This window comes from Ponticoccus litoralis (assembly GCF_039769985.1).
In the GTDB taxonomy this organism is placed as follows: domain Bacteria; phylum Pseudomonadota; class Alphaproteobacteria; order Rhodobacterales; family Rhodobacteraceae; genus Ponticoccus; species Ponticoccus litoralis.
On record NZ_JBDNCH010000002.1, the window covers coordinates 3,785,777 to 3,809,792 of the forward strand.

The following is a 24,016-nucleotide window of genomic DNA, read 5'->3' on the forward strand; positions in this document are numbered from 1 at the left end:
GGAAGTATGGCCCCGGTGACAGTTAAAGTGCCGTTAACTCCCGCAATCGCGCAACTGCAAGTTGCCTCACCGGCGTGTCAGCACAGCCACGTAGAAGCCATCGCCGCCGTCCTGCGGCAGGAACTGACGCTCTGTGATCGCCGTCCAGGCCGGATGATCCGCCGTGAAGGCCGCGATCCGGGCGGCGTTTTCCTCTTGCAGCACAGAGCAGGTCGCATAGGCCAGATGCCCGCCCGGCGCCACGAGCCCGGCGCAGGTTTCGAGGATAGCGGCCTGTTCGCGGCACACCGCCTGCAGCGCATCGGGCGTCAGGCGCCACTTGCCCTCGGGCGCGCGGCGCCACGCCCCGCTGCCGGAACAGGGCACATCGCAGAGCACGAGATCGTAGGAACCGGCGGGCGCCGCGCGCAGGCGCACAGCGGCCCCGGCACGGTCGGCGCGCCCCGGCAGGTCCTTCATGCGCGCCGGGTCGGCGTCATGGGCCTCGACAGGGCTGCCGCCAAGGCGCGCGGCCAGCGCCAGCGTCTTGCCGCCGCCGCCCGCACAGAAATCCAGTACCCGGGCGCCGGGCGTCAGCGGCAGCGCATCGACCACCGCCTGACTGGCCGCGTCCTGAAGCTCGACCAGCCCCGAGAGATAGGCCTGACTGCGGGCAATCCGGCGCGCGCCCTCGGTCACCCGCAGCGCGGTCGGCGAGAGGTCATGCGGTTCGGCGGTAATGCCCTCGCCGGACAGCGCCGCAAGGGCCGCCGTCAGGTCGCCCCGCAGAAGGTTTACCCGCAAGAAGACATCGGCGCGGTGCCGCAGGGCCTCTGCCACCGCCCCGGCCCGGGCGCCAAGGCTGGCGCGAAACCGCTCGGCCAACCAGTCCGGCAGGTCCAGCGCGGCGGCGCCCTCGGGCGTCTGGCCCGCGACCTGCTCAGCCTCTGTCAGCGGCGCGGGGGCGTGGCGATCACCGGAGAACAGGGCCTCGGGCGCGGCCTCCTGCATGCGCAGAAGCCCCAGCATCCGCGCGCGCCCGGAATCGCCGCCCCCCAGCGCAGCGGTGCTGCGCCAGCGCCGGAGCACGTCGAAGACGTGGTCGCGGACCGCCGCGCGATCCCCGGACCCGGCAAACCGTGCCCGACGCCCCCATGTGGTCAGCGCCTTTTCGGCGGGAACGCCAAGGGCGATCCGGTCGAGGATCTCGATCGCGGTCTGGACGCGCGCCGCCGGGGTCATGGCCTTGCCCTTCCCGACAGATATCCGGGGTCGGACCGCATCGCCTCAGCCGATCCCGCAGGCCGGGCACAACGGGCTGTGCCCGCCGCCATCACCGCAAGAGCCGTTCTCATTCGAAACCATGACCGGGCATCTGTACTGCTTCCGTCTTCCGTCCAAGGGCTGCCGTTCTGCGCGCACCGTCGGCGTCAGGGCCTGGACGGTCGCCTGCCGTCCCTATCCCGAAGGCGACCGAAGCGTCCAGTGCGCGCAGGGCGAAAACCGGCAAAGGGTGTCATGACACCCGAAGACGGTGACAGGGGCCGCCCGGGTCGGGTCGGCGTCCCGCACCGGGGCACATTCCCTGCACAACCGCCCGGGCGCGGCGTCCCGGGGGGCGGTGGCGATGCCAGCCCGGGCAATCGCCGCGCCCGCCGCGGCTGCATCGGCGGCGGATTGCCGAAACGCGCCCGCCTGTCGGCTGCGCGGCGCGCATCCAACGGGACCGCCCTGCCCCTATGGCCGGGCTGCGGCTACTGCCACAGGGGTATTGCCCGGCCTTCCCGGCCCTCAGCCTCACTCACGGAACGCATAGGGGCGCCGGGCGCGGCGAACGCACCGTTGCGACCGCCGGACGCCTGTGGCAAAGCCCGCAGGACAGAGCGACAGGAGGCTTCATGAAACCGTTGGCAGTGATGACTTTGTGCGCGGGCCTTCTTGCGGCGGGCTGCGCCTCCGATGCCGGTGGGCGCATGATCGTCTCGGGCACGGGGCCGGACGACCTGCTGAAGCTGCGCAGCGGGCCGAGCCTTGAATACAAGATCATCATGGGCCTGCCCGACGGCACGGAACTGCAGCGCCGCGACTGCGTGACAGAGCTTGGCCAGCGCTGGTGCCGCGTGTCGCTTGTCGAGTCGCCCGGCGTGACGGGCTACGTCTCTGCCGACTACCTGACCCAGCTCTGACCCGGGGGCGTATGCCGGGGCCAGCTTCGGCCCGGCGTCGAGCCTGCGAAATCCGTTCTGGTAAGCATGGATGCCGGCAAAGGCCGGCATCCGCTGTCTGTCTGGTTGTTCGACCGGACCCGGTCCTAGCCGATGCGGTAGTTCGGGCTTTCGCGGGTGATCTGCACGTCGTGCACATGGCTTTCGGTCAGCCCAGCATTGGTGATCCGCACGAAGCTGCAGTTGCGGCGCATCTCGTCCACCGTGGCGCAGCCGGTGTAACCCATGGCCGCGCGCAGACCGCCCACCAGCTGGTGAATGACCGCCCCCGCAGAGCCTTTATAGGGCACCTGTCCCTCGATCCCCTCGGGCACCAGCTTGTCCGAGGCCGCGTCCTTCTGGAAATACCGGTCCGCCGAGCCGCGCGCCATGGCGCCCAGCGAGCCCATGCCCCGGTAGGCCTTGAAGGACCGGCCCCGGTACAGGATCACCTCGCCCGGGCTTTCATCGGTGCCCGCGATCATGCTGCCGACCATGGCGCAGGAGGCGCCCGCCGCGATGGCCTTGGCGAAATCGCCCGAGAACTTGATGCCGCCGTCGGCGATCACCGGCACGTCACCCGCCGCCGCCGCGCAGTCCATCACCGCCGTCAGCTGTGGCACACCCACGCCCGCGACCATGCGGGTGGTGCAGATCGAGCCCGGCCCGATGCCGACCTTCACCGCATCCGCGCCCGCGTCGATCAGGGCGCGGGTCGCCTCTGCCGTGGCCACGTTGCCCGCGATCACCTGCACCGCGTTCGACAGGCCCTTGGCGCGGCGAACCGCCTCGATCACGCCCCGGGAATGGCCATGCGCGGTGTCGATCACCACGATGTCGACACCCGCATCGACCAGAGCCTCTGTCCGCGCGAAGCCGGAATCGCCGACCGAAGAGGCCGCCGCGACGCGCAGGCGGCCAAGGTCGTCCTTGCAGGCGGTGGGGTTCAGCACCGCCTTCTCGGTGTCCTTCAGGGTCAGAAGGCCGGTCAGCTTGCCTGCCTTGTCAGTCACCAGCAGCTTCTCGATCCGGCGCGCCTTCATCAGGTTGATGGCTTCCTGCCGGTCGGCGGGTTCATGCAGGATGGCGAGGTTCTCATGGGTCATCATGGCCCGCACCGGGGTCTCGTCCCGCTCGGCGAAGCGCATGTCGCGGTTGGTGACGATGCCCACGACGCGATGCTGGTCGTCGACCACCGGGAAACCGGTGAAACCGTAGCGTTCGGTCAACGCCTTGGCGTCGGCCAGCGTCTGGTCGGGGGTCAGGGTCACGGGATTGTAGACGATGCCGCTTTCGAAGCGCTTGACCCGGCGCACTTCCCGGGCCTGGCTTTCGACGTCGAGGTTCTTGTGGATCACCCCGATGCCGCCCGCCTGCGCCATGGTGATCGCCATGCGCGCCTCTGTCACCGTGTCCATGGCCGAGGACAGCAAGGGGATATTGAGCGTGATCGCCTTCGTGACCCGGGTGCGGGTATCCGCGGTGCTGGGCAGGACGCTGGAGGCGGCTCGGAACCAGAAGAACGTCATCGAAGGTCAGAGCCTCGCGAATCTCCATGGGGGAACTCCTTGGGAGGGCATCGGTTGGCACGTCCCTATTGCACGCAGGGACGGGAAAGAAAAGGTGTCAATCGGCAACGGCGAAGCGCGGAATTGACGCGCCGTCGCGCCCCTGCGCCCGGAACCTGCCGCCCTGCCCTGCTAGGCCGCGGTGGCTGGCACCCCTCTTGAGGCCTGCGCAGTGGCTCGGGAAAACGGCTGCCGTGCCCTGCCGGTTGCAGGCCTGCCCCGCCTGCCGTCAGGCGCCCGGCGCGGCAGAAGACCCTACGCTCTACGGCGGTGCACGCGGGCGATGTCCGGCAGGGCCAGCGCCAGAAGCGCCGCGCCGAGGATCGGCAGCAGCCAGTTGCCCAGCCCCAGGAAGATCGCCGTGCCCAGAACCCCGCCCACCGCGAAGGCCACCAGCGTCAGCCCGTGCAGCCACAGGCCCGGCAGCGCCCCGCGCCGGACCTGTTCCGGCCCCAGCATGGCCGCCAGTTCGATACCCAGATCCGTCGCCATGCCCGAGACATGGGTGGTGCGCACCCGTGCGCGCGAAATCATCGTGGTGATCGCGTTCTGGAACCCCATCACCAGGCTCAGGACCCCGACAAGCACTGTTTCCGCAAGCGCCCCCGGCCAGCCCAGTGGCGACCACGCCCAGCCCGATCAACAGCAGCGCCTCGCCGAGGATCGCCTGCGCATAGATCGCCCGGCGCCCGCGTGCCTGCCCGGCACCGACCAGCAACGCCGCCGTCATGGCGCCAAGGATGAAACAGACCAGCAGCCCGGCGAAGGAAAGCGCAAGCGCAAGGTCGCGCCGCGCGATGTACTCCGCCGCGAGGGCCACGTTGCCGGTCATATTCGCGGTAAAGGACCCCGCGACGAGAAAGCCCATCGCATTGATCCCGCCCGCGATCATCGACAACGAGGCCGCCAGCCCCAGATCGATCCGGTCGCTGCGCTCTGTGCCCTCATGGATCAGCATGGCCGGACTCCCGTTTTTTTTTGTCGTGGGCGCGATCCTGCCGCGCGGCGCAGGCAGGGTAAACCCCCGGACCGGGGTCGCCTGCCCCGCGAGACGCAGAAGCAAAAAAAACGCCCCCGCAGATCCCTGCGGGGGCGTTTCGCATTCTACAGAGCGGGCCGCAAATCCGACCCGATGGCTCAGCCGTTCGCGGCCTCTGCCGCCTTGAGGCGCCGGTTGCTCAGCTCTTCTGCGACGAGGAACGCCAGTTCCAGAGATTGCGAGGCGTTCAGGCGCGGGTCGCAGGCGGTGTGGTAGCGGTCGGACAGGTCCTCGTCCGTCACCTCGCGCACGCCGCCGGTGCATTCGGTCACGTCCAGCCCGGTCATCTCGAAATGCACGCCGCCGGGGATGGTGCCCTCGGCTTCGTGCACCGCGAAGAACTCGCGCACCTCGCGCAGGACCGCGTCGAAAGGCCGGGTCTTGTAGCCCGAGGAGGACTTGATCGTGTTGCCGTGCATCGGGTCGCAGACCCAGGTCACATTGGCGCCCTCGTCCTTCACCGCTTTGATCAGGCGCGGCAGGTTCTCGGCCACCTTGCCCGCGCCAAAGCGGGCGATCAGCGTCAGGCGGCCCTCTTCGTTCTTCGGGTTCAGCTTCTTCATCAGGACCTTGAGGTCCTCCGCCGTGGTCGAGGGACCGCATTTCAGACCGATCGGGTTCTGCACGCCCGAGGCGAATTCCACATGCGCGCCGTCCGGCTGCCGCGTGCGGTCGCCGATCCAGATCATGTGACCCGAGCCCGCCAGCCACTTGCCCGAGGTCGAATCGAGCCGGCAAAGCGCCTCTTCGTATTCCAGCAGCAGCGATTCATGGCTGGTGTAGAATTCGACCGTGTGCAGGGTATGCGCCTGATCGCCGGTCACACCCGCCGCCTTGATGAAGTCCAGCGTGTCGGAAATCCGGTTCGCCATGTCGCGGTACTTGCCCGCCTCGTCGGCCTCGGTGAAGCCCAGCGTCCACTGGTGCACCTGATGCACGTCGGCATAACCGCCGGTCGAAAAGGCCCGCAGCAGGTTCAGCGTCGCGGCGGCCTGCGTGTAGGCCTGCAGCATCTTCGAGGGGTTGGGAATGCGCGCCTCTGCCGTGAAGGGCAGATCGTTGATGATGTCGCCGCGGTAGCTGGGCAGCTCGACGCCATCCACCACCTCGGTCGGGGCCGAGCGCGGCTTGGCGAACTGCCCCGCCATGCGTGCTCGACCTTCACCACCGGCACCTTTGCGCCATAGGTCAGGACCATGGCCATCTGCAGCATCACCTTGAAGGTGTCGCGGATCGCATTGGCGCTGAACTGTTCGAAGCTTTCGGCGCAGTCGCCGCCCTGCAGCAGGAAGGCCTCTCCGCGCCCGGCGGCGGCCAGATGCTGCTTCAGGCGGCGCGCCTCTCCGGCGAAGACCAGCGGCGGATACTTGGCAAGCTGCGCCTCGACGGCGTTCAGCGCGGCCGCGTCCGTATACTCGGGCATCTGCACGCGCGGCTTGTTGCGCCATGTCGATTTCTGCCACTCGGTCATGGTCTTCCTCCCCCTGTCTCTCTTGGGCATGGACGGTCCCGTTCTATACAAGGGCACCCCCGCCTTGGCCACCCCCGACAAGGCGAAATGCCGCCCCGGGCCAAGGGATAATTGCGACATCTCTTGACGCGGATGGTACAGTCTGCCCAAGTCGCTGCCAGTCCCGCGCCAGACGGGACGGACATGCCAACAGGAAAGCCGTCCGTCATGCTGCCAAACGCTCAGCGCCAGATCGTCGAACTGGATACGGTCCCGGACAAGCCCGCGCGCTTCGTCTTTGTCCTGCTCAAGGACTTCACCCTGCTCTCTTTCGCAGCCGCCTTGGACTGCCTGAGGCTGGCCAACCGCATGTCGAACCGGCAGCTCTACGAATGGCGGCTGATTGGCGAGGGCGGCGAGACCGCCACCTGCTCCACCGGAACCGTCTTCAAGCTGGACGGCGATCTCGACGACATCCACCGCGACGACACGGTGATCCTCTGCGGCGGCGCCGACGTCCAGAAGGCGACGACCAAGCGGCTGGTGTCCTGGCTGCGGCGCGAGGCGCGCAAGGGCGGAACGCTGGGCGGGCTCTGCACCGCCGCCTACTGCCTGGCCGAGGCCGGTCTTCTGGACGGCAAGCGCGCCACCATCCACTGGGAGAACCAGGACAGCTTTTCCGAGGAATTCGAAGAGGTAACCCTGACGCGCGCGGTCTTCACCATCGACGGCAAGCGCATGACCACGGCGGGCGGCACCTCGTCGATCGACCTCTTTTTGCAGATCATCGCCAACGATCACGGCGAGGAACTGGCCAGCGCGGTGGCGGATCAGCAGATCTATTCCTCGATCCGCACCGATCAGGACACCCAGCGCCTGTCGGTGCCGACGCGCATCGGCGTGCGGCACCCCAAGCTGAGCCAGGTCATCCAGATGATGGAACAGAACATCGAAGAACCGATCAGCCCCGCCGTTCTGGCGCAGGACGTCGGCATGTCGACCCGCCAGCTGGAGCGGCTGTTCCGGCGCTACCTGAACCGCTCGCCCAAGCGCTATTACATGGAGCTGCGGCTGCAGAAGGCGCGCAACCTGCTGATGCAGACCGACATGAGCGTGATCAACGTGGCGCTGGCCTGCGGCTTTGCCTCACCCTCGCATTTCTCGAAATGCTACCGCGCCCATTACCAGACCACCCCCTACCGCGAACGCGGGACGCACGCCTCGCCGCAACGCCTGTCGCTGTGATCGACAGGCCGTAACGCGGGTCGCGCGCGCCCGGGCCCTCAGCCCCCGGGCGCGGCGGTTATGCGATAGAGCGCGCCATTGCCCTCGGACAGGAACCACAGGGCGCCGTCCGGGCCCTGCCGCACGTCGCGGACGCGGAGGGTGTCGTCGTTCTCCAGCCGTTCGACCTCGGCCAGGGGCTCGCCCGCCAGCCGCGAGATGTAGTTGTACTTCAGCGAGCCGATGAAGGCATTGCCCCGCCAGTCCCCGACCGACCCATCGTAGAAGGTCATCCCCGAGGGCGCGATGGAGGGGTCCCAGTAATGCACCGGCTGGGCCATGCCCTCGGCCTCGGTCCCTTCGCCGATCGGGGTGCCGTCGTAGTTCTTGCCGTAGGAAATCACCGGCCAGCCGTAGTTGGTGCCGGGCTCGATGCGGTTGACCTCGTCGCCGCCCTGCGCGCCGTGCTCGACGGCCCAGAGATCGCCGTTCAGATCCAGCGCCGCGCCCTGCGGGTTGCGGTGGCCGTAGGACCAGATCTCGGCCAGCGCGCCGTCCTGACCGGCGAAGGGGTTGCCCTCGGGCGTCGCGCCCTCCGGCGTGATCCGCAGCACCGAGCCGTTGTGCATCGACAGGTCCTGCGCAAGATCACCCTCGCCCCGGTCGCCGATGGTGACGAAAAGCGCGCCGTCCGGGGCCTCGACCAGACGCGAGCCGAAGTGGTAGCCGCCGCCGCTGCCGCGCGCGATCTCGAAGATGGTCTCGCCATCCTGCAGCCGCGTCCCGTCCTCGGACAGCCGCGCGCGGTAGACCGCCGTGCCGGAACCGCGAAAGCCCTGCCGCTTCGAATAGGTCATGTACAACAGGCGGTCCTCGGCGAAATCCCGGGGCACCAGCAGATCGAGCAGACCGCCCTGCGCCTCGTCGCGCACCTTCGGCAGGCCGCCGATCTCCTGCCGTTCGCCGTCGCGCACCGCCAGCAGGCGGCCATCCTTCTCGGTCACCAGGACGGTGCCGTCGGGCAGGAAGCCGAAGGCCCGGGGCATCTCGAGCCCCTCGACGACGGGCTCGGCGGTCATGGCCCCGGCCTCTGTCTTCAGCGGGCCCGCAGTGGTCCCGGTGGCGAGGCCCGCCCCGAGGACGGTGCACAACAAGGCGGCGAGCGATTTGTTCGGCATGGGCTTGTCTCCTTTGGTCCTTCACATGGGGGCGCCTGCGGGACAGGCAAGCACCCGGGGCGCACATTCCGCTGGGTCGCCCTTGCTCAGAACTCTTTTCTTTTTGAAACTCCCCGCATAGGCTTTTGCCCAGGACGATAAGATCCGAATACCAACACGGGAGACTTTCCATGAAGAAGCTGCTTCTGGCCACGACCGCCGCCGCGCTGACCGCGGGTGCCGCATCCGCCGAGGACGTCAAGATCGGCATTATCCTCGGCTTCACCGGCCCGCTTGAATCGATCACGCCGATGATGGCCGATTCGGCGGAACTGGCCCTGAAGGAAATCAACGACTCCGGCAACTTCCTCGACGGCGTGACGCTGGTCCCCGAGCGTGCGGATTCGACCTGCATCGACTCCGGTGCGGCAACTGCCGCCGCCGAACGCCTCGTCTCCGAGGGCATCGTGGCGATCATGGGCGCCGATTGCTCTGGCGTGACCGGCGCGGTGCTGTCGAACGTCGCCGTGCCGAACGGCATCCCGATGGTTTCGCCCTCCGCCACCTCTCCGGCGCTGTCGACCGCCGAGGACAACGGCCTGTTCTTCCGCACCTCGCCCTCCGACGCCCGTCAGGGCCAGGTGATCGCCGAGATCCTGAACGAGAAGGGCATCAAGGAAGTCGCCGTCACCTATACCAACAACGACTACGGCAAGGGTCTGGCCGATGCCTTCGCCCAGAGCTTCGGCGAGATGGGCGGTTCCGTGACCATGTCCGCGCCGCATGACGACGGCAAGGCGGACTACTCGGCCGAGGTCGGCGCGCTGGCCTCTGCCGGGGGCGAGGCACTGGCGGTGTTCGGCTATACCGACCAGGGCGGCAAGGGCATGATCCGAGGCCTCCTACGACACCGGCGCCTTCGACACCTTCATCCTGGGCGACGGCATGTATGGCGACACCCTGTTCTCGGAACAGGCCGAGGCGCTGACCGGCTCGATCGGCACCGCGCCCTGGGCGCAGGGCGCGGGTGCGGATGCCTTCGACACGGTGGCGGGCGACGCAGGCGTCGACTCCTCGTCCTCCTACACGCGGGAATCCTACGACGCCGCGGCGCTGATGGCGCTGGCGATGATGAAGGGCGGCGCAGCGACGGCAGAGGCCGTGGCGGCGAACCTCCTCGACGTGGCCAACGCGCCGGGCGAAGAGATCCTTCCGGGCGAACTGGGCAAGGCCCTGCAGATCCTCGCCGAGGGTGGCGACATCGACTATGTCGGCGCATCGGGCGTGGAGCTGATCGGCCCCGGCGAGGCGGCGGGCTCCTACCGCCACTACACCGTCACCGACGGTGCCTCGGAAACCGTGGAATTCAAGTAATCCACATGATGACGAAACAGCCCGACCCATGGTTCGGGCTGTTTCAGCATTCTGACGGGCGCTGTCCTGCGCGATGCGCGCCCGGGAGGGACATTTCTTGATCCGAGTGGATAACCTGCACCGTCATTTCGGTGCGTTCCGGGCCGTCGACGGCGCCAGCATCGAGATCGCCAAGGGGTCGATCACCGGTCTGGTGGGCCCCAACGGCGCCGGCAAGACGACACTTTTCAACGTGATCGCCGGGGCGCTGCCGCCGACCTCGGGCACCGTGCTCATGGACGGCGAGGACATCACCGGCCTGCCGCCGCACGAGTTGTTCCACAAGGGGCTCTTGCGGACCTTCCAGATCGCGCATGAGTTTTCCTCGATGACCTGCCGCGAGAACCTGATGATGGTGCCAGGCGGACAGTCGGGCGAGACGCTGTGGAACACCTGGTTCGGGCGCCGCCGCATCGCCGAGGAAGAGCGCGCGCTGCGCGCCAAGGCCGACGAGGTGCTGGACTTCCTGACCATCTCGCATCTGGCCGACCACCCGGCCGGTGCCATTTCGGGCGGACAGAAGAAGCTGCTGGAGCTCGGGCGGACAATGATGGTCGACGCCAAGATCGTCTTCCTCGACGAGGTCGGCGCGGGGGTGAACCGGACTCTGCTGAACACCATCGCCGACACCATCGTGCGGCTGAACGAGGAGCGGAACTACACCTTCTGCGTGATCGAGCACGACATGGATTTCATCGAGCCGCATCTGCGACCCGGTCATCGTCATGGCCGAGGGCAAGAAGCTGGCCGAGGGCACGCTGGACGAGATCAAGGCCAACGAACAGGTGATCGAGGCCTATCTGGGCACCGGGCTGAAGAACAAGGAGCAGGTCGGATGAGCGAGGCGGCTGGACAGCGAGACTTTGCGCCGCAAAGTCTTGCCGGCGGGAAAGCTCTGCGGCGCAGAGCTTTCGGGCGCGCGGCGGTCGGCGTTGTGCCGGGTGGGACGGTTGACGGGGGCTCTGCCCCCCGGCCTTCGGCCTCCCCCCGCGGTATTTTCAGGACCGAAGAAGCGGGGGCGCGCGGATGACGGGCAGCGGAAACCCCTATCAAGACGACCGCGGCAACCACGATGCCTCGATCACCCGGCGCGGCGGCGAGGGCACGGTCGATCCGACCCGGCGCTCCGGTCCGATCAAGGACGCGCCCGGCGGCCCCTTCCTGATCGGCGACCGCATGACCGGCGGCTACGGCAGGGGGCCGGACATCCTGCACGACTGCACGATCGCCGTGGACAAGGGCGAGATCGCGGTGATCGTCGGCCCCAATGGCGCCGGCAAGTCGACGGCGATGAAGGCGGTCTTCGGGATGCTGGACCTGCGCTCGGGCGCGGTGCGGCTGGACGGTCACGACATCAGCGCGCTGACGCCCCAGGACCGGGTGGCACAGGGCATGGGCTTCGTGCCGCAGACCTCGAACATCTTCACCTCGATGACGGTCGAGGAAAACCTCGAGATGGGCGCCTTCATCCGCACCGACGATTTCAGCAAGACCATGCAGCAGGTCTACGAGCTGTTCCCGATCCTGCACGAGAAGCGGCGCCAGCCCGCCGGCGAGCTGTCGGGCGGCCAGCGTCAGCAGGTTGCCGTGGGCCGCGCGCTGATGACCCAGCCCAAGGTGCTGATGCTGGACGAGCCGACTGCGGGTGTGTCGCCCATCGTGATGGACGAGCTTTTCGACCGGATCATCGAGGTGGCGCGGACCGGCATCTCGATCCTGATGGTCGAGCAGAACGCCCGGCAGGCGCTGGAGATCGCCGACAAGGGCTATGTGCTGGTGCAGGGCCGCAATGCCTTCACCGGGACCGGCAAGGAGCTTCTGGCCGATCCGGAAGTCCGCAAGTCCTTCCTCGGGGGCTGAGGGATGCGCATGCGGCGCCCGCTTCTGCCCGGACGGGCCCAAGGCGGCCCGGCTTTCACCGCGGTTCCGAGGGGGCGATGCTGACCCGGGCACCCGATGGCGCGGCTGGCGCGGGGCCAGTCGAGGGGACAGGACGATGCGAGGAGACGTCACATGAGAAACCGATGCGCTGCCCTTCTGGTTCTGACGGCAAGTGCCGCGAGTGCCCAGGTGATCGAGCAGCAAGGGGCCTCGACCATGGTCTGCGACTATACCTCGGAGTGTTTCGAGGAAGAGCCCTGCACCTTCGCGCAGTTCGGGCATGACCTCGAGATTCCGCGCACCATGCCGGGAGAGGCGGTGCTGCACCTTGGCACCGGGGATGCGCCGGGCGCGGCGCAGATCGTCAACGACGTGCTGGTGGTCAGCGCCAGCGACGCCAATGCCAGCTACATGATGTCGAATGCCGACAATGGCTATGCCAAGCTGAGCGTGCATTTCGCAAAGGACCTTTCGGTCGTGACCTATCACGGCACGTGCAAGATAACCGCAGAATGAAGAACCCGGGGCAGACCCGGGCGGGGATGGGATTAAAATGGACCTGCTGAACGCCATCGTGGCGCTTTCGAATTTCGTGCTGGTGCCTGCGATCGCCTATGGCTCGCAACTGGCCCTGGGCGCGCTGGGGGTGACGCTGATCTACGGCATCCTGCGGTTCTCGAACTTCGCGCACGGCGATACCATGGCCTTCGGGACCATGTCGGTGATCCTGGTGACCTGGTGGTTCCAGTCGATGGGGATCAACCTTGGCCCCCTGCCCACGGCGCTGCTGGCCATCCCCTTCGGGATCGCCGCCACCGCCGCGCTGGTGCTGATCACCGACCGCACGGTCTATCGCTTCTACCGGGCGCAGAAGGCCAAGCCGGTGGTCTTCGTGATCGTCTCGATCGGGGTGATGTTCATCTACAACGGCCTCACCCGCTTCGTTCTGGGCGCCGACGACCAGTATTTTGCCGATGGCGAGCGCTTCATCATCAATGCCCGCGAGTTCAAGGAAAGCACCGGCCTGGCTGAGGGGCTGGCGATCAAGACCACGCAGGGCATCACCGTCGTCACCGCGATCATCGTCGTCGCCCTGCTGTTCTGGTTCCTCAACAAGACCCGCACCGGCAAGTCCATGCGCGCCTATTCCGACAACGAGGATCTGGCGCTCTTGTCCGGCATCAACCCCGAGCGCGTCGTGCAGGTGACCTCGGCTGATCGTCGCGGCGCTGATCACCGTCGCCGGGGTGCTGTACGGCCTCGACAAGAGCTACAAGCCCTTCACCTACTTCCAGCTTCTGCTGCCGATCTTCGCCTCGGCCATCGTCGGCGGCCTGGGCAGCCCGCTGGGCGCCATCGCCGGCGGCTTTGTCATCGCCTTTTCCGAGGTCGCCGTGACCTATGCCTGGAAGAAGGTGCTGGGCTACGCGCTGCCCGAAAGCCTCGCGCCCGACAGCCTGCTGCAGCTGATGGCGACAGAGTACAAGTTCGCCGTCAGCTTCGTGATCCTCGTCGTGGTGCTGCTGTTCAAGCCCACCGGCCTCTTCAAGGGGAAATCCGTATGAACCCGACCGTCCGTACATTCACCCTCTTCGGCTTCGTGGCGCTGCTGATCGTCGGCACGGGGATCCTTCAGGGCTGGGACCTGGCGCTGGTGATCCTCAACATGGGGCTGGTCAGCGCGATCATGTCGCTGGGCGTGAACCTGCAATGGGGCATCGCCGGGCTGTTCAACGTGGGCGTCATGGGCTTCGTGGCCCTGGGCGGCCTCGCCGTCGTCCTGACCTCTGTCGCCCCGGTGCCCGACGCATGGTCGGCGGGCGGGCTGCGCGCCATCGGGGCGCTGGTTCTGGGCGCGGCGGTGATGACCGCGACCGTGATGGCCTGGAAACGCACCCACAACAAATGGCTGGTCATTGCCATCCTGATCGTCGGCTTCGTGCTCTACCGCATGGTACGCGACCCCGCTGTCGATGCCATCGAGGCGGTCGACCCGGCGGGCACCGGCTTTCTCGGCGGTCTCGGCCTGCCGGTGGTCTTCTCGTGGTTCGTCGGCGGCCTGCTGGCGGCGGGCGCGGCCTGGATCATCGGCAAGACGGCGCTGGGACTGCGTTCCGACTATCTTGCAATCGCGACGCTGGGCATCTCTGAAATCATCATCGCCATCCTGAAGAACGAGGAATGGCTGAGCCGCGGCGTCAAGAACGTCAACGGCCTGCCCCGCCCGGTCCCGCGCGAGATCGACCTGCAGAACGATCCCGGTTTCATCGAAAAGGCCGCCAGCTTCGGGCTTGATCCGGTCTCGGCCTCGACGCTTTATGTCAAGATCAGCTACGGGCTGATGTTCGCCGCGGTGCTGATCGTGCTCCTCGGTGCTGGCGCAACTGGCGCTCAACAGTCCCCGGGGCCGGATGATGCGGGCGATCCGCGACAACGAGGTCTCGGCCCGCGCCATGGGCAAGGACGTGACCTTCCGCCACCTGCAGGTCTTCGTGCTGGGCTCGGCGATCTGCGGCATCGCGGGCGCCATGATGACGACGCTGGACGGCCTCCTGATCCCCACCTCCTACCAGCCGCTGCGCTATACCTTCCTGATCTGGGTCATGGTGATCGTCGGCGGTTCTGGCAACAACCTCGGCGCGGTGCTGGGCGGTTTCCTGATCTGGTTCCTCTGGGTGCAGGTCGAGGTGCTGGGCCCCAGCTTCATGACCGCGCTGACGCAGCCCCTGCCCGACGGCTCGTTCCTCAAGGAGCATCTGCGCGACAGCGTCCAGCACATGCGGCTTCTGACCATGGGGGTGATCCTGCTGGTTGTGCTGCGCTTCAGCCCGCGCGGCCTGCTGCCGGAACGCTGACACAGCGGGCCTGGAACCGCATATCGGATCCGGGCCGCGCCGCGCCCTCGTGCCGGGAACACAGAACCGCAGACATGCCCGGCCGGGCGTGCCTGCCGTCCGCTTTTGCAGAGAAGGCCCAGAGGCCGGACAGGGCATTTTTCCGGGGCAGTGCTTCGCGCGGGGGCATCTGTGCCCCCGACCCCATGGGCGCCCGTCCGCTGCCCGCCACCCCCGCCCGACACGCTTCGTTCCGGAGCCATCCCTCGCCTGCGGCCCGACAGCCGCAGACGCCGCAGCGGGTCAGGCGGAATTGCCGAGGGGCCCCGGAACGGGGAGACGGCCATTCCGCTTGATGCGCGAAGGCGGCTACGGCAGGCCGGGCAAAGGGGAGGGATGGCACAGGACCGAAGGGCTTCGTTCTGGTGAATTCGGAAGCCGGGCGCGCGTTCGGCCCGCGCCAGCGCCGGACCGGACATGTCACGCCGCCGCGCACGTCAAAAGAGCGTGCGGAAGCACTCCTTTGGATCACGCCCCCTCAGGGGGCATGCGCCGTCAAAGCACATGCGCCGACAGGTTTTGGTACATCCCCCAGAGCGCGGTCACGAAGATGGACATCATCCCGATGACCTGCGTCAGCATCCGGTGGATCCGCAGCCGCCGCCAAAGTGCCGCACCCTCGCCTTCGCCGTCCCGGATGCGCCGCGCCGAGACGATGCTCAAGAGGCCCACGAAGGTCATCGGGAAGGCCAGCAGGAACAGCGCCTGCGCCAGCTCGATCCGGTACCAGAACCCCAGCAGACCAAGCCCCACGAGGATGGCCGGCACGATGGCCGCCAGCCAGAGGCCGGATTCCTCGACGATGAACAGCACCCGGTTGCAGTTGATCCGCGCGAGGTCTTCCAGATCGCGCGCCGCCTGACCGCCCGACCGTCGCGCGCGGGCGACCATGTCGAAGGGCACGCCCAGCACCCAGTGGCTGGTCGAGGACCAGAAGACCGCCAGCAAGATCCAGAACCACAGGTTCGAGAAGGATCGCATGTCGATCACTTCGAATACGGTGCTGTACCAATCCACGTGCCCGGGCCCCTGTTATTTTCCCGATTTCTAGCCTGCACTTGCCCGATTGCATAGGGGCCACGCGCCCGCGCCTCCCGACCCTGGTCAAACCCGCCATCAGGTCGCTTGATTTTGGCACCGAACCGCGCGTCCGGGCCTGGACCGGGTGTCGAGCCGTTTCAGGACCGGCGGCACAACCAAACCCGAAGGAGACCGCAATGCCGCTGGAATACGCGCAGGCTGCCGCATGCGCCGATGCGGAGCCCACCTGCACCCCCGCACCCCCGAACCCGAACGCTGGATGGACCGCACCGACCCGGTGCTCTGGCCCTCCGACCGCAGCACCGCGCCCCTGACCGAGGCGCAGGCGCAGGAGATCCGCGACGGCCCGCTCTTGCAAGACGCCTGACGGGGCGGCCTCTGGACTATCGCGGGCAAGGAAGGCATGTCTGATGCGCAATCCAAGGAGAGCGCCGATGCGACCGACCCAAGCCCCCTTCCCCGCCACCCGCCTGCGCCGCACCCGCCGCACCCCGGCCCTGCGCGCGCTGGTGGCGGAAACCACGCTGACGCCCGGCGATTTCATCTGGCCGGTCTTCGTGCGCGACGGCGAGGGCGTGTCGGAACCGATCCACTCGATGCCCGGCGTCAACCGCCTGTCGGTCGACAAGGTGGTCGAGGCCGCGCGCGAGGCCCATGCCCTCGGCATCCCGGCGATCTGCCTCTTTCCCTATACCGACCCGGCGCTGAAGACCGAGGACTGCGCCGAGGCCTGGAACCCCGAGAACCTGTCGAACAAGGCCACCCGCGCCATCAAGGCGGCGGTGCCCGAGCTGGCCGTAATGACCGATGTGGCGCTCGATCCCTACAATATCACCGGCCACGACGGCTATCTCGAAGACGGCCAGATCGTGAACGACCGCACCGTCGAGGCGCTGGTCAAGCAGGCGCTCAGCCAGGCCGATGCGGGCGCCGACATCATCGGGCCCTCGGACATGATGGACGGGCGCATCGGCGCGATCCGGTCGGAACTGGAAGCCCGGGGCCACGAAAACGTCCTGCTGCTGAGCTATGCGGCGAAATTCGCATCGGCCTTCTACGGCCCCTTCCGCGACGCATTGGGCGCCTCCGGCGCGCTGAAGGGCGACAAGAAAAGCTATCAGCAGGACCCCGGCAATGCCAACGAGGCGATGCGCCTGATTGAACGCGACCTCTCCGAGGGCGCCGATATGGTCATGGTGAAACCCGGGATGCCCTATCTCGACATCTGCCGCCGCGCCAAGACAGAGTTCGGCGCGCCGACCTTCGCCTACCAGGTGTCCGGCGAATACGCGATGCTGGCGGGCGCCGCGGAACGCGGCTGGATCGATGGCGAAAAGGCCATGATGGAAAGCCTGACCGCCTTCAAGCGCGCGGGCTGCGACGGCGTGCTGACCTATTTTGCCCCCGCCGCCGCCCGCCTGCTGAACGGCTGAGGCAGGATCGCCCCGCGCCCCAGGACGGCGCCCCGGGCCGACGCGCCGGGGCGCCCCCTTGCAGACCGAATCCCTGCGCGGGCTTGCGGCGGGCGTCCGGCCCCGGCAGAGGCGCGCGCAGCCCCTGTCAAGCCCCATGCCCTCCCATCCTTAGCGGTTCGCTGCCGATCCCCCACAATCGGCGGTGACAAGCCTTGTCCACAGGCGTAAGATCGCCACCAACCGGCGGCACAGCCGGAACCAGAGGCATCGGCAAGGACGAGCGGACTATGACATTCAACAGACGAACTGTGGCCATGGGCCTTGGCGCCACGCTGCTGACGGGCGCCTGCGTGAACGGCATCGGCGGATCGGGCGCGGCAAAGATCGACGCGCGCGTGGATCTCGACGCTGTCGCAGATGTACAGCAACTACCCCGGTACCCGCGATCTGGGCGCCAAGGCGGCGGGCCTTCTGGTCATGCCGCTGGTGACCGAGGCCGGACTGGGGCTGGGCGGCGCCTATGGCAGCGGCGCCTTGCGGGTCGGCGGCGCGACGGTGGATTACTACTCGATGGTCAAGGCCAGCGGCGGCCTGCAGATCGGCGCGCAGCAATACGCGCATGTCCTGTTCTTCATGACGCAGGACGCGCTGGAAACCTTCCGCCGCTCGGGCGGCTACGCGGCAAGCGCCAATATCCTGTACGCGACCCCGGAAAAGGGCGGCACCCTCTCGCCGAGACCACGACCTCGCTTGCGCCTGTGATCGCGGTGATCTTCGGTCAAAGCGGCCTGCGCGTCGGCGCGACCCTCGAAGGCGTGAAATACACCCGCATCATTCCCTGAGCGCGGCCGCGCGGGTCCGGCGCCCCGGACCATTCGCTTCGGCCCCGAAGGCCCATGGATCGCCCCCGGACAGACCGGGGGCGTTTTCGTATTGATCCCGCAAAGGCATTTGCGGCGCGCATTCGACCCTTGGGCGGTGCCCCTTGTGAAGAAATCATCCGCAACCCCGAGAAATTGTGATCGATCCCTGCCAAGTGCGGGAACAGGATTGGCCATGGTGCATTGACCTTCCGACGAGGGAGACCCACATGCACCGCCACGACGCGCCGTCCAGCCAGCACAATCGCCCCCCTGCCGCGAAGGCCCCCGGGCCAGACACCTTCAACAGTTGGCGCACAGGTTGCTTGGCAAGGCCACGGGCCAGCTGTCGCGCTCTGGCTGGAAGGCGCGCGCCGCGTTGGCCGCCAGTTCCGTCCTCGTCCTGAGCGCCGCCGCAGGCACCGTGGCGGTCGCCTCGCTGGACGACCTCGACGATCTCGAAGCGCTGCGCGCCCAGCCGATCCGCATGGAGGACAGCGGCGGTGCGCCGCTGTTTACCGGCGGCCAGCGCCACGCCGATCACGCTCCCTCGGACCGCATCCCCGACCATCTCGAACAGGCGGTCATCGCCATCGAGGACCAGCGTTTTCACAGCCACGGCGGGCTCGACTTCCGCTCGATCTCGCGCGCGCTGTGGGCCAATGCCGCGGCGGGCCGGATCGTGCAGGGCGGCAGCACCATCAGCCAGCAGTTGGTCAAGATCACCTACCTCGCCCCCGAACGCACCTACAGCCGCAAGCTGCACGAGGCGCTTCTGACCCGCGAGATGGAGGCCGGTCACAGCAAGGACGAAATCCTCGAGATGTATCTCAACCGGATCTATCTGGGCAGCGGTGCCTATGGCGTGCAAAGCGCCGCGCGGATCTACTTCGGCAAGCCCGTCGAAGACCTGACGCTGGCGGAAAGCGCCATCCTTGCAGCCGGGATCAAGGCGCCTTCAGTCCTGAACCTGCGCAGCGACGCCGAGGCCGTGCGCAGCCGCGCGCAGCTGGTGATCCGGTTGATGCACCGGGCGGGCATGATCGACGAGGCGCAGGCCAATGCAGCGCAGGCAGAGCTGATGGTTCTGCGCCCCGCAATCGGCGAAAAGCCCTATGGCGGCTGGTTCGCCGACGTGGTCATGGCCCGGGCCGACGCACTGGCCCAACGCTTCACCGATCCACAGGCGCTGCGCACCACGCTGGACCCGCAGTTGCAGCGGCTAGCGGAACAGGCCGTGCAGGCCCATCTGTCCGGCCTGCCGACCGAGGCCGCGCTGGTGGCACTGCGGCCCGATGGCAGTGTCGCGGCGCTGGTCGGCGGCAAGGACTACGACGCCAGCCAGTTCAACCGTGCGACACAGGCGCAGCGCCAGCCCGGGTCGACCTTCAAGACCTTCGCCTATCTCACCGCCCTCGCCGAGGGCTACAGCCCCGACAGCCGCCTCGCCGACCGGCCCGTGGACATCGACGGCTACACCCCCGAGAACTTCGACGGAAGTTTTCATGGCGAGGTGACGCTGGCCAGTGCCTTCGCGCAGTCGCTCAACGCTGCGACGGTTCACATGGCCATGGACATCGGCATCGACAGGGTCGCCGAGACCGCCCGCCTGCTTGGCATCGACGCGGCGCTGTCTGAAACACCTTCGCTGGCGCTTGGCGCCTCAGGCCTGTCGCTGCTGGAGCTGACAGAGGCCTATGGCGCCATCGCCACCGGTCGGGCCCCCTTTCGGGCGCATTTCGTCGAAGGGGTCACCGCCGGTGCGGATCGGGCCTATTACCCCTTCGACTGGACCCAGCCGGCGCCCGCGGGCCGCGCCGCCGAACTGCTGTCGCATCGGGACGCCATGACCGCCCTGCTGCGCGGCGCCGTCACCAAGGGAACCGGCAGTGCCGTGGCCGAGGTGCCGGGTGCCGTGGGCAAGACCGGCACCAGCCAGAACTTCCGCGATGCGCTGTTCGTCGGCTGGACCGAAGAGCTGATCGTCGGCGTCTGGGTCGGCAATGACGACAACAGCCCGATGGACGAGGTCACCGGCGGCACCCTGCCCGCGCAGATCTGGGCCTCGTTCCAGCTTGCGGCTTTGCAGGCCGCCCAATCGCCCGACGCTGGCCTGATCGCCGGGGGCGCCGATCTGCCAGAGGACCTTGCCGACACCCGCCCCGCGCGGCACCTGGCCGGGGATGGCGCGATGGCCTTCGCCGAACCCGGCCAGACCGACGCGCTTGGGGCCGCGCTGTCCCGGCTGGAGGATAACGGAGTCCTCAGCCCGCGCGAGGTAGCGCCCCTGCGCGCCGCCCTGCAAGAACGGATGCGCAACAGTGACAACGCCTCGCTGAGGGAGGTTGTCATCCAGTCGATCGCCCAGCCCGCCGCACAGGGGCAATGCAATATCCGCGCCTGCGACCGGGCCTTCCGCTCGTTCCGCGCCTCGGACTGCACCTATCAGCCCTACGGCGGCGGCCCACGGCGGCTGTGCACCGAGGACCTGCTGCGCTGACGCCCCCGGCATGACCCGGCCCGGCCTTGCCCTGCGCCGTGTCGACCGATGATCCAAGGGGGCGCCGCTGCACTGCGGGCCACCCGGGGCCGACCATCCGCCCGCGCCCTTCCGTCAATGATAGGTGAATTCGCCCACCACGTTCTGCCACTCGCCCGGAGAGATCATCCTGCGATGGGTAAAGCGGATCGAGTGCAGCGGCCCCTCGATCTCTTCCTTCCAGAAGTCGATGAACCTGAACAGCCGCGGATGATCCGGGGCTATGTCATAGTCCTGCCAGACGAAGGTATTGAGAACATGAGCATAATCCGGCATGTGATAAAAGAATTCCGCCGTGGTCAGCCCGTAGCCCTTCAGCATCATTTCGGTTTCCGACATCTGCATCTTGTACCCTCTTGCAACCTGTCATATCAGGCTGCCGCGTGCCGGTTAACTTTTCAACAAAAACAGTGTGTTAGCCACCAAGGGCGCTGGCTGCCAATCTGGCCGCCCGGGCCGCCATTGCACCCCATATCCTGCATCTGATATAGTCTCGCCAACAAGATATGGCAGAACAACAAGCAGGCCCACGACGTGAGCGATACGCCCGAACCCCCTGAAAACGAAGACGAAATTCGCAAGCCCCCCGCGGGGCCACAGATCTCGATCGAAGACGAGATGAAGTCGAGCTATCTCGACTACGCGATGAGCGTCATCGTCAGCCGGGCGATTCCCGATCTGCGCGACGGCCTGAAACCCGTGCACCGGCGCATCCTTTATACGCTGTGGGAGAACGGCCAGACCCGGGCCAAGCCCTACCGCAAATGCGCCACCGCCGTCGGCGACGTCATGGGCCGCTATCACCCGCATGGCGACTCCGCCGTCTACGACGCGCTGGTCCGGATGGCGCAGGACTTTTCCATGTCGCTGCCGCTGATCGACGGTCAGGGCAACTTCGGCTCTATGGACGGCGATCCGCCCGCCGCCTACCGGTACACCGAAAGCCGCCTGCAAAAGGTTGCCGAAAGCCTGCTGGAAGACATCGACAAGGAGACCGTGGACTTCGTTCCGAACTACGCGAACGAACGCATGGAACCCACTGTTCTGCCTGCCAGATATCCCAACGTGCTGGTCAATGGCTCCGAGGGCATCGCGGTCGGCATGGCGACCCGCATCCCGCCCCATAACCTGGGCGAGGTGATCGACGCGACGCTGGCGCTGATGGAGAACCCCGACCTGTCCTCCGAGGCGCTGATCGAATACATCCCGGCGCCGGACTTCCCCACCGGGGGCGTGATCCTTGGCCGCTCTGGCGCCTTCAAGGCCTATACGCAGGGCCGTGGCAGCGTGATCATCCGCGCCAAGACCCGCATCGAAGAGATCCGCAAGGACCGCTACGCCATCGTCATCGACGAGATCCCCTATCAGGTGAACAAGGCGACGATGATCGAGCGCATCGCCGAGGCGGCGCGAGACAAGAAGATCGAGGGCATCGCCCACGTACAGGACGAATCCGACCGTGACGGCGTGCGGGTCGTCGTGGAACTGAAGCGCGACGCCACCGCCGAGGTGGTGCTGAACCAGCTGTTCCGCTTCACGCCCATGCAGACCTCTTTCGGCTGCAACATGCTGGCGCTGAACGGCGGCAAGCCGGAACAGCTGACCCTGCGCACCTTCCTGACCGCCTTCCTCGACTTCCGCGAGGACGTGATCGCGCGGCGCACCGCCTACCTGCTGCGCAAGGCGCGCGAACGGGCGCATATCCTCTGCGGTCTGGCCGTGGCGGTCAGCAATGTCGACGAGGTGGTCCGCACGATCCGCGCCTCGGTCGATGCCTCCGAGGCACGCGAAAAGCTGATGACCCGGCGCTGGCCCGCCGAGGAAATCCTGCCCTATATCGCGCTGATCGACGATCCGACCCACAGGGCCAATGACGACGGCACCTATAACCTGTCGGAAACGCAGGCCCGCGCGATCCTGGAACTGCGCCTGCAGCGCCTGACGCAACTGGGCGTCAAGGAAGTCACCGACGAGCTCGAAGAGCTGGCGGCCAAGATCAAGGACTACCTCGACATCCTGTCCTCGCGCGACCGGATCATGGAGATCATCCGCAACGAGATGGTCGCCGTGCGCGACGAATTCGCCGTCCCCCGCCGGACCGAGATCGTCGACTGGGCCGGCGACATGGACGACGAAGATCTGATCGAGAGCGCCGACATGGTCGTCACCGTCACCGCGGGCGGCTATATCAAGCGCACCGCGCTGGCCGACTTCCGCGCGCAGAAGCGCGGCGGCAAGGGCCTGTCGGGCGGCGGGCTGAAAGAGGACGACGCGGTCACCACGCTGTTTGTCGCCAACACCCACACGCAGCTGCTGTTCTTCACCACCGACGGCATGGTCTACAAGCTGAAGACATGGCGCCTGCCGCTGGGCGGACGCACCTCCAAGGGCAAGGCCATCGTCAATATCCTGCCGATCCCGACCGGGGTTTCCATCGCGGCGATCATGCCGGTGGACCGGGACGAAAGCGACTGGGACGATCTTCAGATCGTCTTTGCCACCTCCAAGGGCTCTGTCCGCCGCAACCGGCTGTCGGATTTCACCAACGTCATGCGCAACGGCAAGATCGCGATGAAGTTCGAGGGCGAGGACGAGAACACCCGCCTGATCAACGCGCGCATCTGTTCCGAGGATGACGACGTCATGCTGGTGACGAACTCGGGCCGCGCGATCCGCTTCCCGGTGCCAGAGGTGCGGGTCTTCAACTCGCGCAACTCGACCGGGGTTCGGGGCATCCGCCTGACCAATGGCGACGAGGTCGTGTCGATGTCGGTGATCCGCCACTTCGAGGCAGACACGGACGAGCGCGCGTCCTACCTGAAGATGCGCCGCCTGATGGCGGGCGTGACAGAGGACGAGCCCGCCGACGAAGAGGGCAATGCCGACGCGCCGCTGCCGCAGGAACGCTATGCAGAGATGTCGGCGGTCGAGAACCTGATCCTGACGATCACCGCCAAGGGCCTTGGCAAGCTGTCCTCCTCGCATGACTACCCGGTGCGCGGACGCGGCGGCCAGGGCGTCACCGCCTGGGAAAAAAGCATGCGCGGCGGCGATATCGTCGCCTCCTTCCCGGTGGAACAGGGCGACCAGATCATGCTAGCGACCTCGAAGGGACAGTCGATCCGGGTGCCGGTGGACGGCATTTCCTTCCGCTCGCGCAGCGCGGGCGGCGTGAAGGTGTTCAACACCGGCGCCGGGGAAACCGTGGTCTCTGTTGCCTGGATCGCCGACCAGGGCGACGAGGACGGCGGAGAAGTCGAGGGTGAAAGCGCAGAGTAATCTGCGCTTTCACGCACCATCCCTGTTTGGACTGCGGGAATTCCCTGCAGTCCGCACAGTGATAAGTGTCCGG

13 protein-coding genes and 8 pseudogenes are annotated in these 24,016 nt (G+C 67.3%); 13 read left to right on the plus strand and 8 right to left on the minus strand.

The genetic code is table 11. The features are described 5' to 3' along the window. Window positions 1-66: 66 nt before the first annotated feature. Window positions 67-1,221, minus strand: a complete 1,155-nt coding sequence (locus ABFB10_RS19835) for an RsmB/NOP family class I SAM-dependent RNA methyltransferase (protein WP_347167829.1) — start codon at window positions 1,219-1,221, stop codon at window positions 67-69. A 656-nt stretch (window positions 1,222-1,877) separates the two neighbouring features. Between ABFB10_RS19835 and ABFB10_RS19840 the strand changes: the two genes are divergently transcribed. Beyond that, a complete protein-coding gene (locus ABFB10_RS19840) occupies window positions 1,878-2,165 on the plus strand; it encodes an SH3 domain-containing protein (RefSeq protein WP_347167830.1) in 288 nt (95 codons plus the stop codon). Window positions 2,166-2,290: 125 nt separating this feature from the next. Here ABFB10_RS19840 and guaB read toward each other — a convergent pair. From guaB to ABFB10_RS19860, 4 genes and pseudogenes are all read right to left on the minus strand, one after another. After that, window positions 2,291-3,740 (minus strand): annotated as a pseudogene (guaB, locus tag ABFB10_RS19845) (IMP dehydrogenase). A 266-nt stretch (window positions 3,741-4,006) separates the two neighbouring features. Next, window positions 4,007-4,339 carry a DUF1275 family protein gene (locus ABFB10_RS19850; protein WP_347167831.1) on the minus strand — a complete coding sequence of 111 codons (333 nt, stop codon included), beginning with the start codon at window positions 4,337-4,339 and terminating at the stop codon, window positions 4,007-4,009. 88 nt (window positions 4,340-4,427) lie between these two features. Next, a pseudogene (locus tag ABFB10_RS19855) lies at window positions 4,428-4,709 on the minus strand (DUF1275 family protein); the annotation flags it as partial. A 179-nt stretch (window positions 4,710-4,888) separates the two neighbouring features. Then, a pseudogene (locus ABFB10_RS19860) lies at window positions 4,889-6,261 on the minus strand (class II 3-deoxy-7-phosphoheptulonate synthase). Between the two features lie 207 nt (window positions 6,262-6,468). On the opposite strand from ABFB10_RS19860, the gene ABFB10_RS19865 reads away from it, so the two are divergent. After that, window positions 6,469-7,485, plus strand: coding sequence for a GlxA family transcriptional regulator (locus ABFB10_RS19865; protein WP_347167832.1), 1,017 nt, complete (start codon window positions 6,469-6,471; stop codon window positions 7,483-7,485). Between the two features lie 38 nt (window positions 7,486-7,523). Here the strand turns inward: ABFB10_RS19865 and ABFB10_RS19870 are convergent, their stop codons facing one another. Then, a complete protein-coding gene (locus tag ABFB10_RS19870; protein ID WP_347167833.1) occupies window positions 7,524-8,642 on the minus strand; it encodes a PQQ-dependent sugar dehydrogenase in 1,119 nt (372 codons plus the stop codon). Between the two features lie 170 nt (window positions 8,643-8,812). Here ABFB10_RS19870 and ABFB10_RS19875 point away from each other — a divergent pair. From ABFB10_RS19875 to ABFB10_RS19900, 6 genes and pseudogenes are all read left to right on the plus strand, one after another. Then, a pseudogene (locus tag ABFB10_RS19875) lies at window positions 8,813-9,995 on the plus strand (ABC transporter substrate-binding protein). A gap of 97 nt (window positions 9,996-10,092) precedes the next feature. Then, window positions 10,093-10,873, plus strand: a pseudogene (locus ABFB10_RS19880) (ABC transporter ATP-binding protein). A 187-nt stretch (window positions 10,874-11,060) separates the two neighbouring features. Continuing rightward, window positions 11,061-11,894, plus strand: coding sequence for an ABC transporter ATP-binding protein (locus ABFB10_RS19885; protein ID WP_347167834.1), 834 nt, complete (start codon window positions 11,061-11,063; stop codon window positions 11,892-11,894). Window positions 11,895-12,047: 153 nt separating this feature from the next. After that, complete coding sequence (locus tag ABFB10_RS19890) at window positions 12,048-12,431, plus strand: hypothetical protein (protein ID WP_347167835.1); 384 nt, start codon at window positions 12,048-12,050, stop codon at window positions 12,429-12,431. Between the two features lie 37 nt (window positions 12,432-12,468). Further along, window positions 12,469-13,480 (plus strand): annotated as a pseudogene (locus ABFB10_RS19895) (branched-chain amino acid ABC transporter permease). Continuing rightward, window positions 13,477-14,770 (plus strand): annotated as a pseudogene (locus ABFB10_RS19900) (branched-chain amino acid ABC transporter permease). Before ABFB10_RS19895 ends, ABFB10_RS19900 begins: the two co-directional pseudogenes overlap by 4 nt. A gap of 534 nt (window positions 14,771-15,304) precedes the next feature. On the opposite strand, the gene ABFB10_RS19905 reads toward ABFB10_RS19900, so the two are convergent. Further along, the gene (locus ABFB10_RS19905; RefSeq protein WP_347167836.1) at window positions 15,305-15,826 is read right to left on the minus strand and encodes a component of SufBCD complex; all 522 of its coding nucleotides are present in this window, start codon (window positions 15,824-15,826) and stop codon (window positions 15,305-15,307) included. 229 nt (window positions 15,827-16,055) lie between these two features. Between ABFB10_RS19905 and ABFB10_RS19910 the strand changes: the two genes are divergently transcribed. The 4 genes and pseudogenes from ABFB10_RS19910 to ABFB10_RS19925 all read left to right on the plus strand — a co-directional run bounded on the left by ABFB10_RS19910 (window position 16,056) and on the right by ABFB10_RS19925 (window position 20,625). Next, window positions 16,056-16,217, plus strand: a complete 162-nt coding sequence (locus tag ABFB10_RS19910) for a hypothetical protein (RefSeq protein WP_347167837.1) — start codon at window positions 16,056-16,058, stop codon at window positions 16,215-16,217. Between the two features lie 67 nt (window positions 16,218-16,284). Next, window positions 16,285-17,283 carry a porphobilinogen synthase gene (gene hemB / locus ABFB10_RS19915; protein ID WP_347167838.1) on the plus strand — a complete coding sequence of 333 codons (999 nt, stop codon included), beginning with the start codon at window positions 16,285-16,287 and terminating at the stop codon, window positions 17,281-17,283. Between the two features lie 269 nt (window positions 17,284-17,552). Beyond that, window positions 17,553-18,107: pseudogene (locus tag ABFB10_RS19920) on the plus strand (lipid-binding SYLF domain-containing protein). Between the two features lie 340 nt (window positions 18,108-18,447). Next, the gene (locus ABFB10_RS19925; protein WP_347167839.1) at window positions 18,448-20,625 is read left to right on the plus strand and encodes a transglycosylase domain-containing protein; all 2,178 of its coding nucleotides are present in this window, start codon (window positions 18,448-18,450) and stop codon (window positions 20,623-20,625) included. A gap of 114 nt (window positions 20,626-20,739) precedes the next feature. Here the strand turns inward: ABFB10_RS19925 and ABFB10_RS19930 are convergent, their stop codons facing one another. Continuing rightward, window positions 20,740-21,009, minus strand: a complete 270-nt coding sequence (locus ABFB10_RS19930) for an usg protein (protein WP_347167840.1) — start codon at window positions 21,007-21,009, stop codon at window positions 20,740-20,742. A 189-nt stretch (window positions 21,010-21,198) separates the two neighbouring features. Here ABFB10_RS19930 and gyrA point away from each other — a divergent pair, with 189 nt between their 5' ends. Continuing rightward, entirely contained in the window at window positions 21,199-23,943 is a 2,745-nt protein-coding gene (gene gyrA / locus ABFB10_RS19935; RefSeq protein WP_347167841.1) for a DNA gyrase subunit A, read from the plus strand. Window positions 23,944-24,016 lie beyond the last annotated feature (73 nt).

Bases quoted from the DNA above. Each gene is read 5' to 3' on its own strand.
- ABFB10_RS19835 (WP_347167829.1), bottom strand. From the start codon at position 1,221: ATGACCCCGGCGGCGCGCGTCCAGACCGCGATCGAGATCCTCGACCGG.
- ABFB10_RS19840 (WP_347167830.1), top strand. From the start codon at position 1,878: ATGAAACCGTTGGCAGTGATGACTTTGTGCGCGGGCCTTCTTGCGGCG.
- ABFB10_RS19865 (WP_347167832.1), top strand. From the start codon at position 6,469: ATGCTGCCAAACGCTCAGCGCCAGATCGTCGAACTGGATACGGTCCCG.
- ABFB10_RS19870 (WP_347167833.1), bottom strand. From the start codon at position 8,642: ATGCCGAACAAATCGCTCGCCGCCTTGTTGTGCACCGTCCTCGGGGCG.
- ABFB10_RS19885 (WP_347167834.1), top strand. From the start codon at position 11,061: ATGACGGGCAGCGGAAACCCCTATCAAGACGACCGCGGCAACCACGAT.
- ABFB10_RS19890 (WP_347167835.1), top strand. From the start codon at position 12,048: ATGAGAAACCGATGCGCTGCCCTTCTGGTTCTGACGGCAAGTGCCGCG.
- ABFB10_RS19910 (WP_347167837.1), top strand. From the start codon at position 16,056: ATGCGCCGATGCGGAGCCCACCTGCACCCCCGCACCCCCGAACCCGAA.
- hemB (WP_347167838.1), top strand. From the start codon at position 16,285: ATGCGACCGACCCAAGCCCCCTTCCCCGCCACCCGCCTGCGCCGCACC.
- ABFB10_RS19930 (WP_347167840.1), bottom strand. From the start codon at position 21,009: ATGCAGATGTCGGAAACCGAAATGATGCTGAAGGGCTACGGGCTGACC.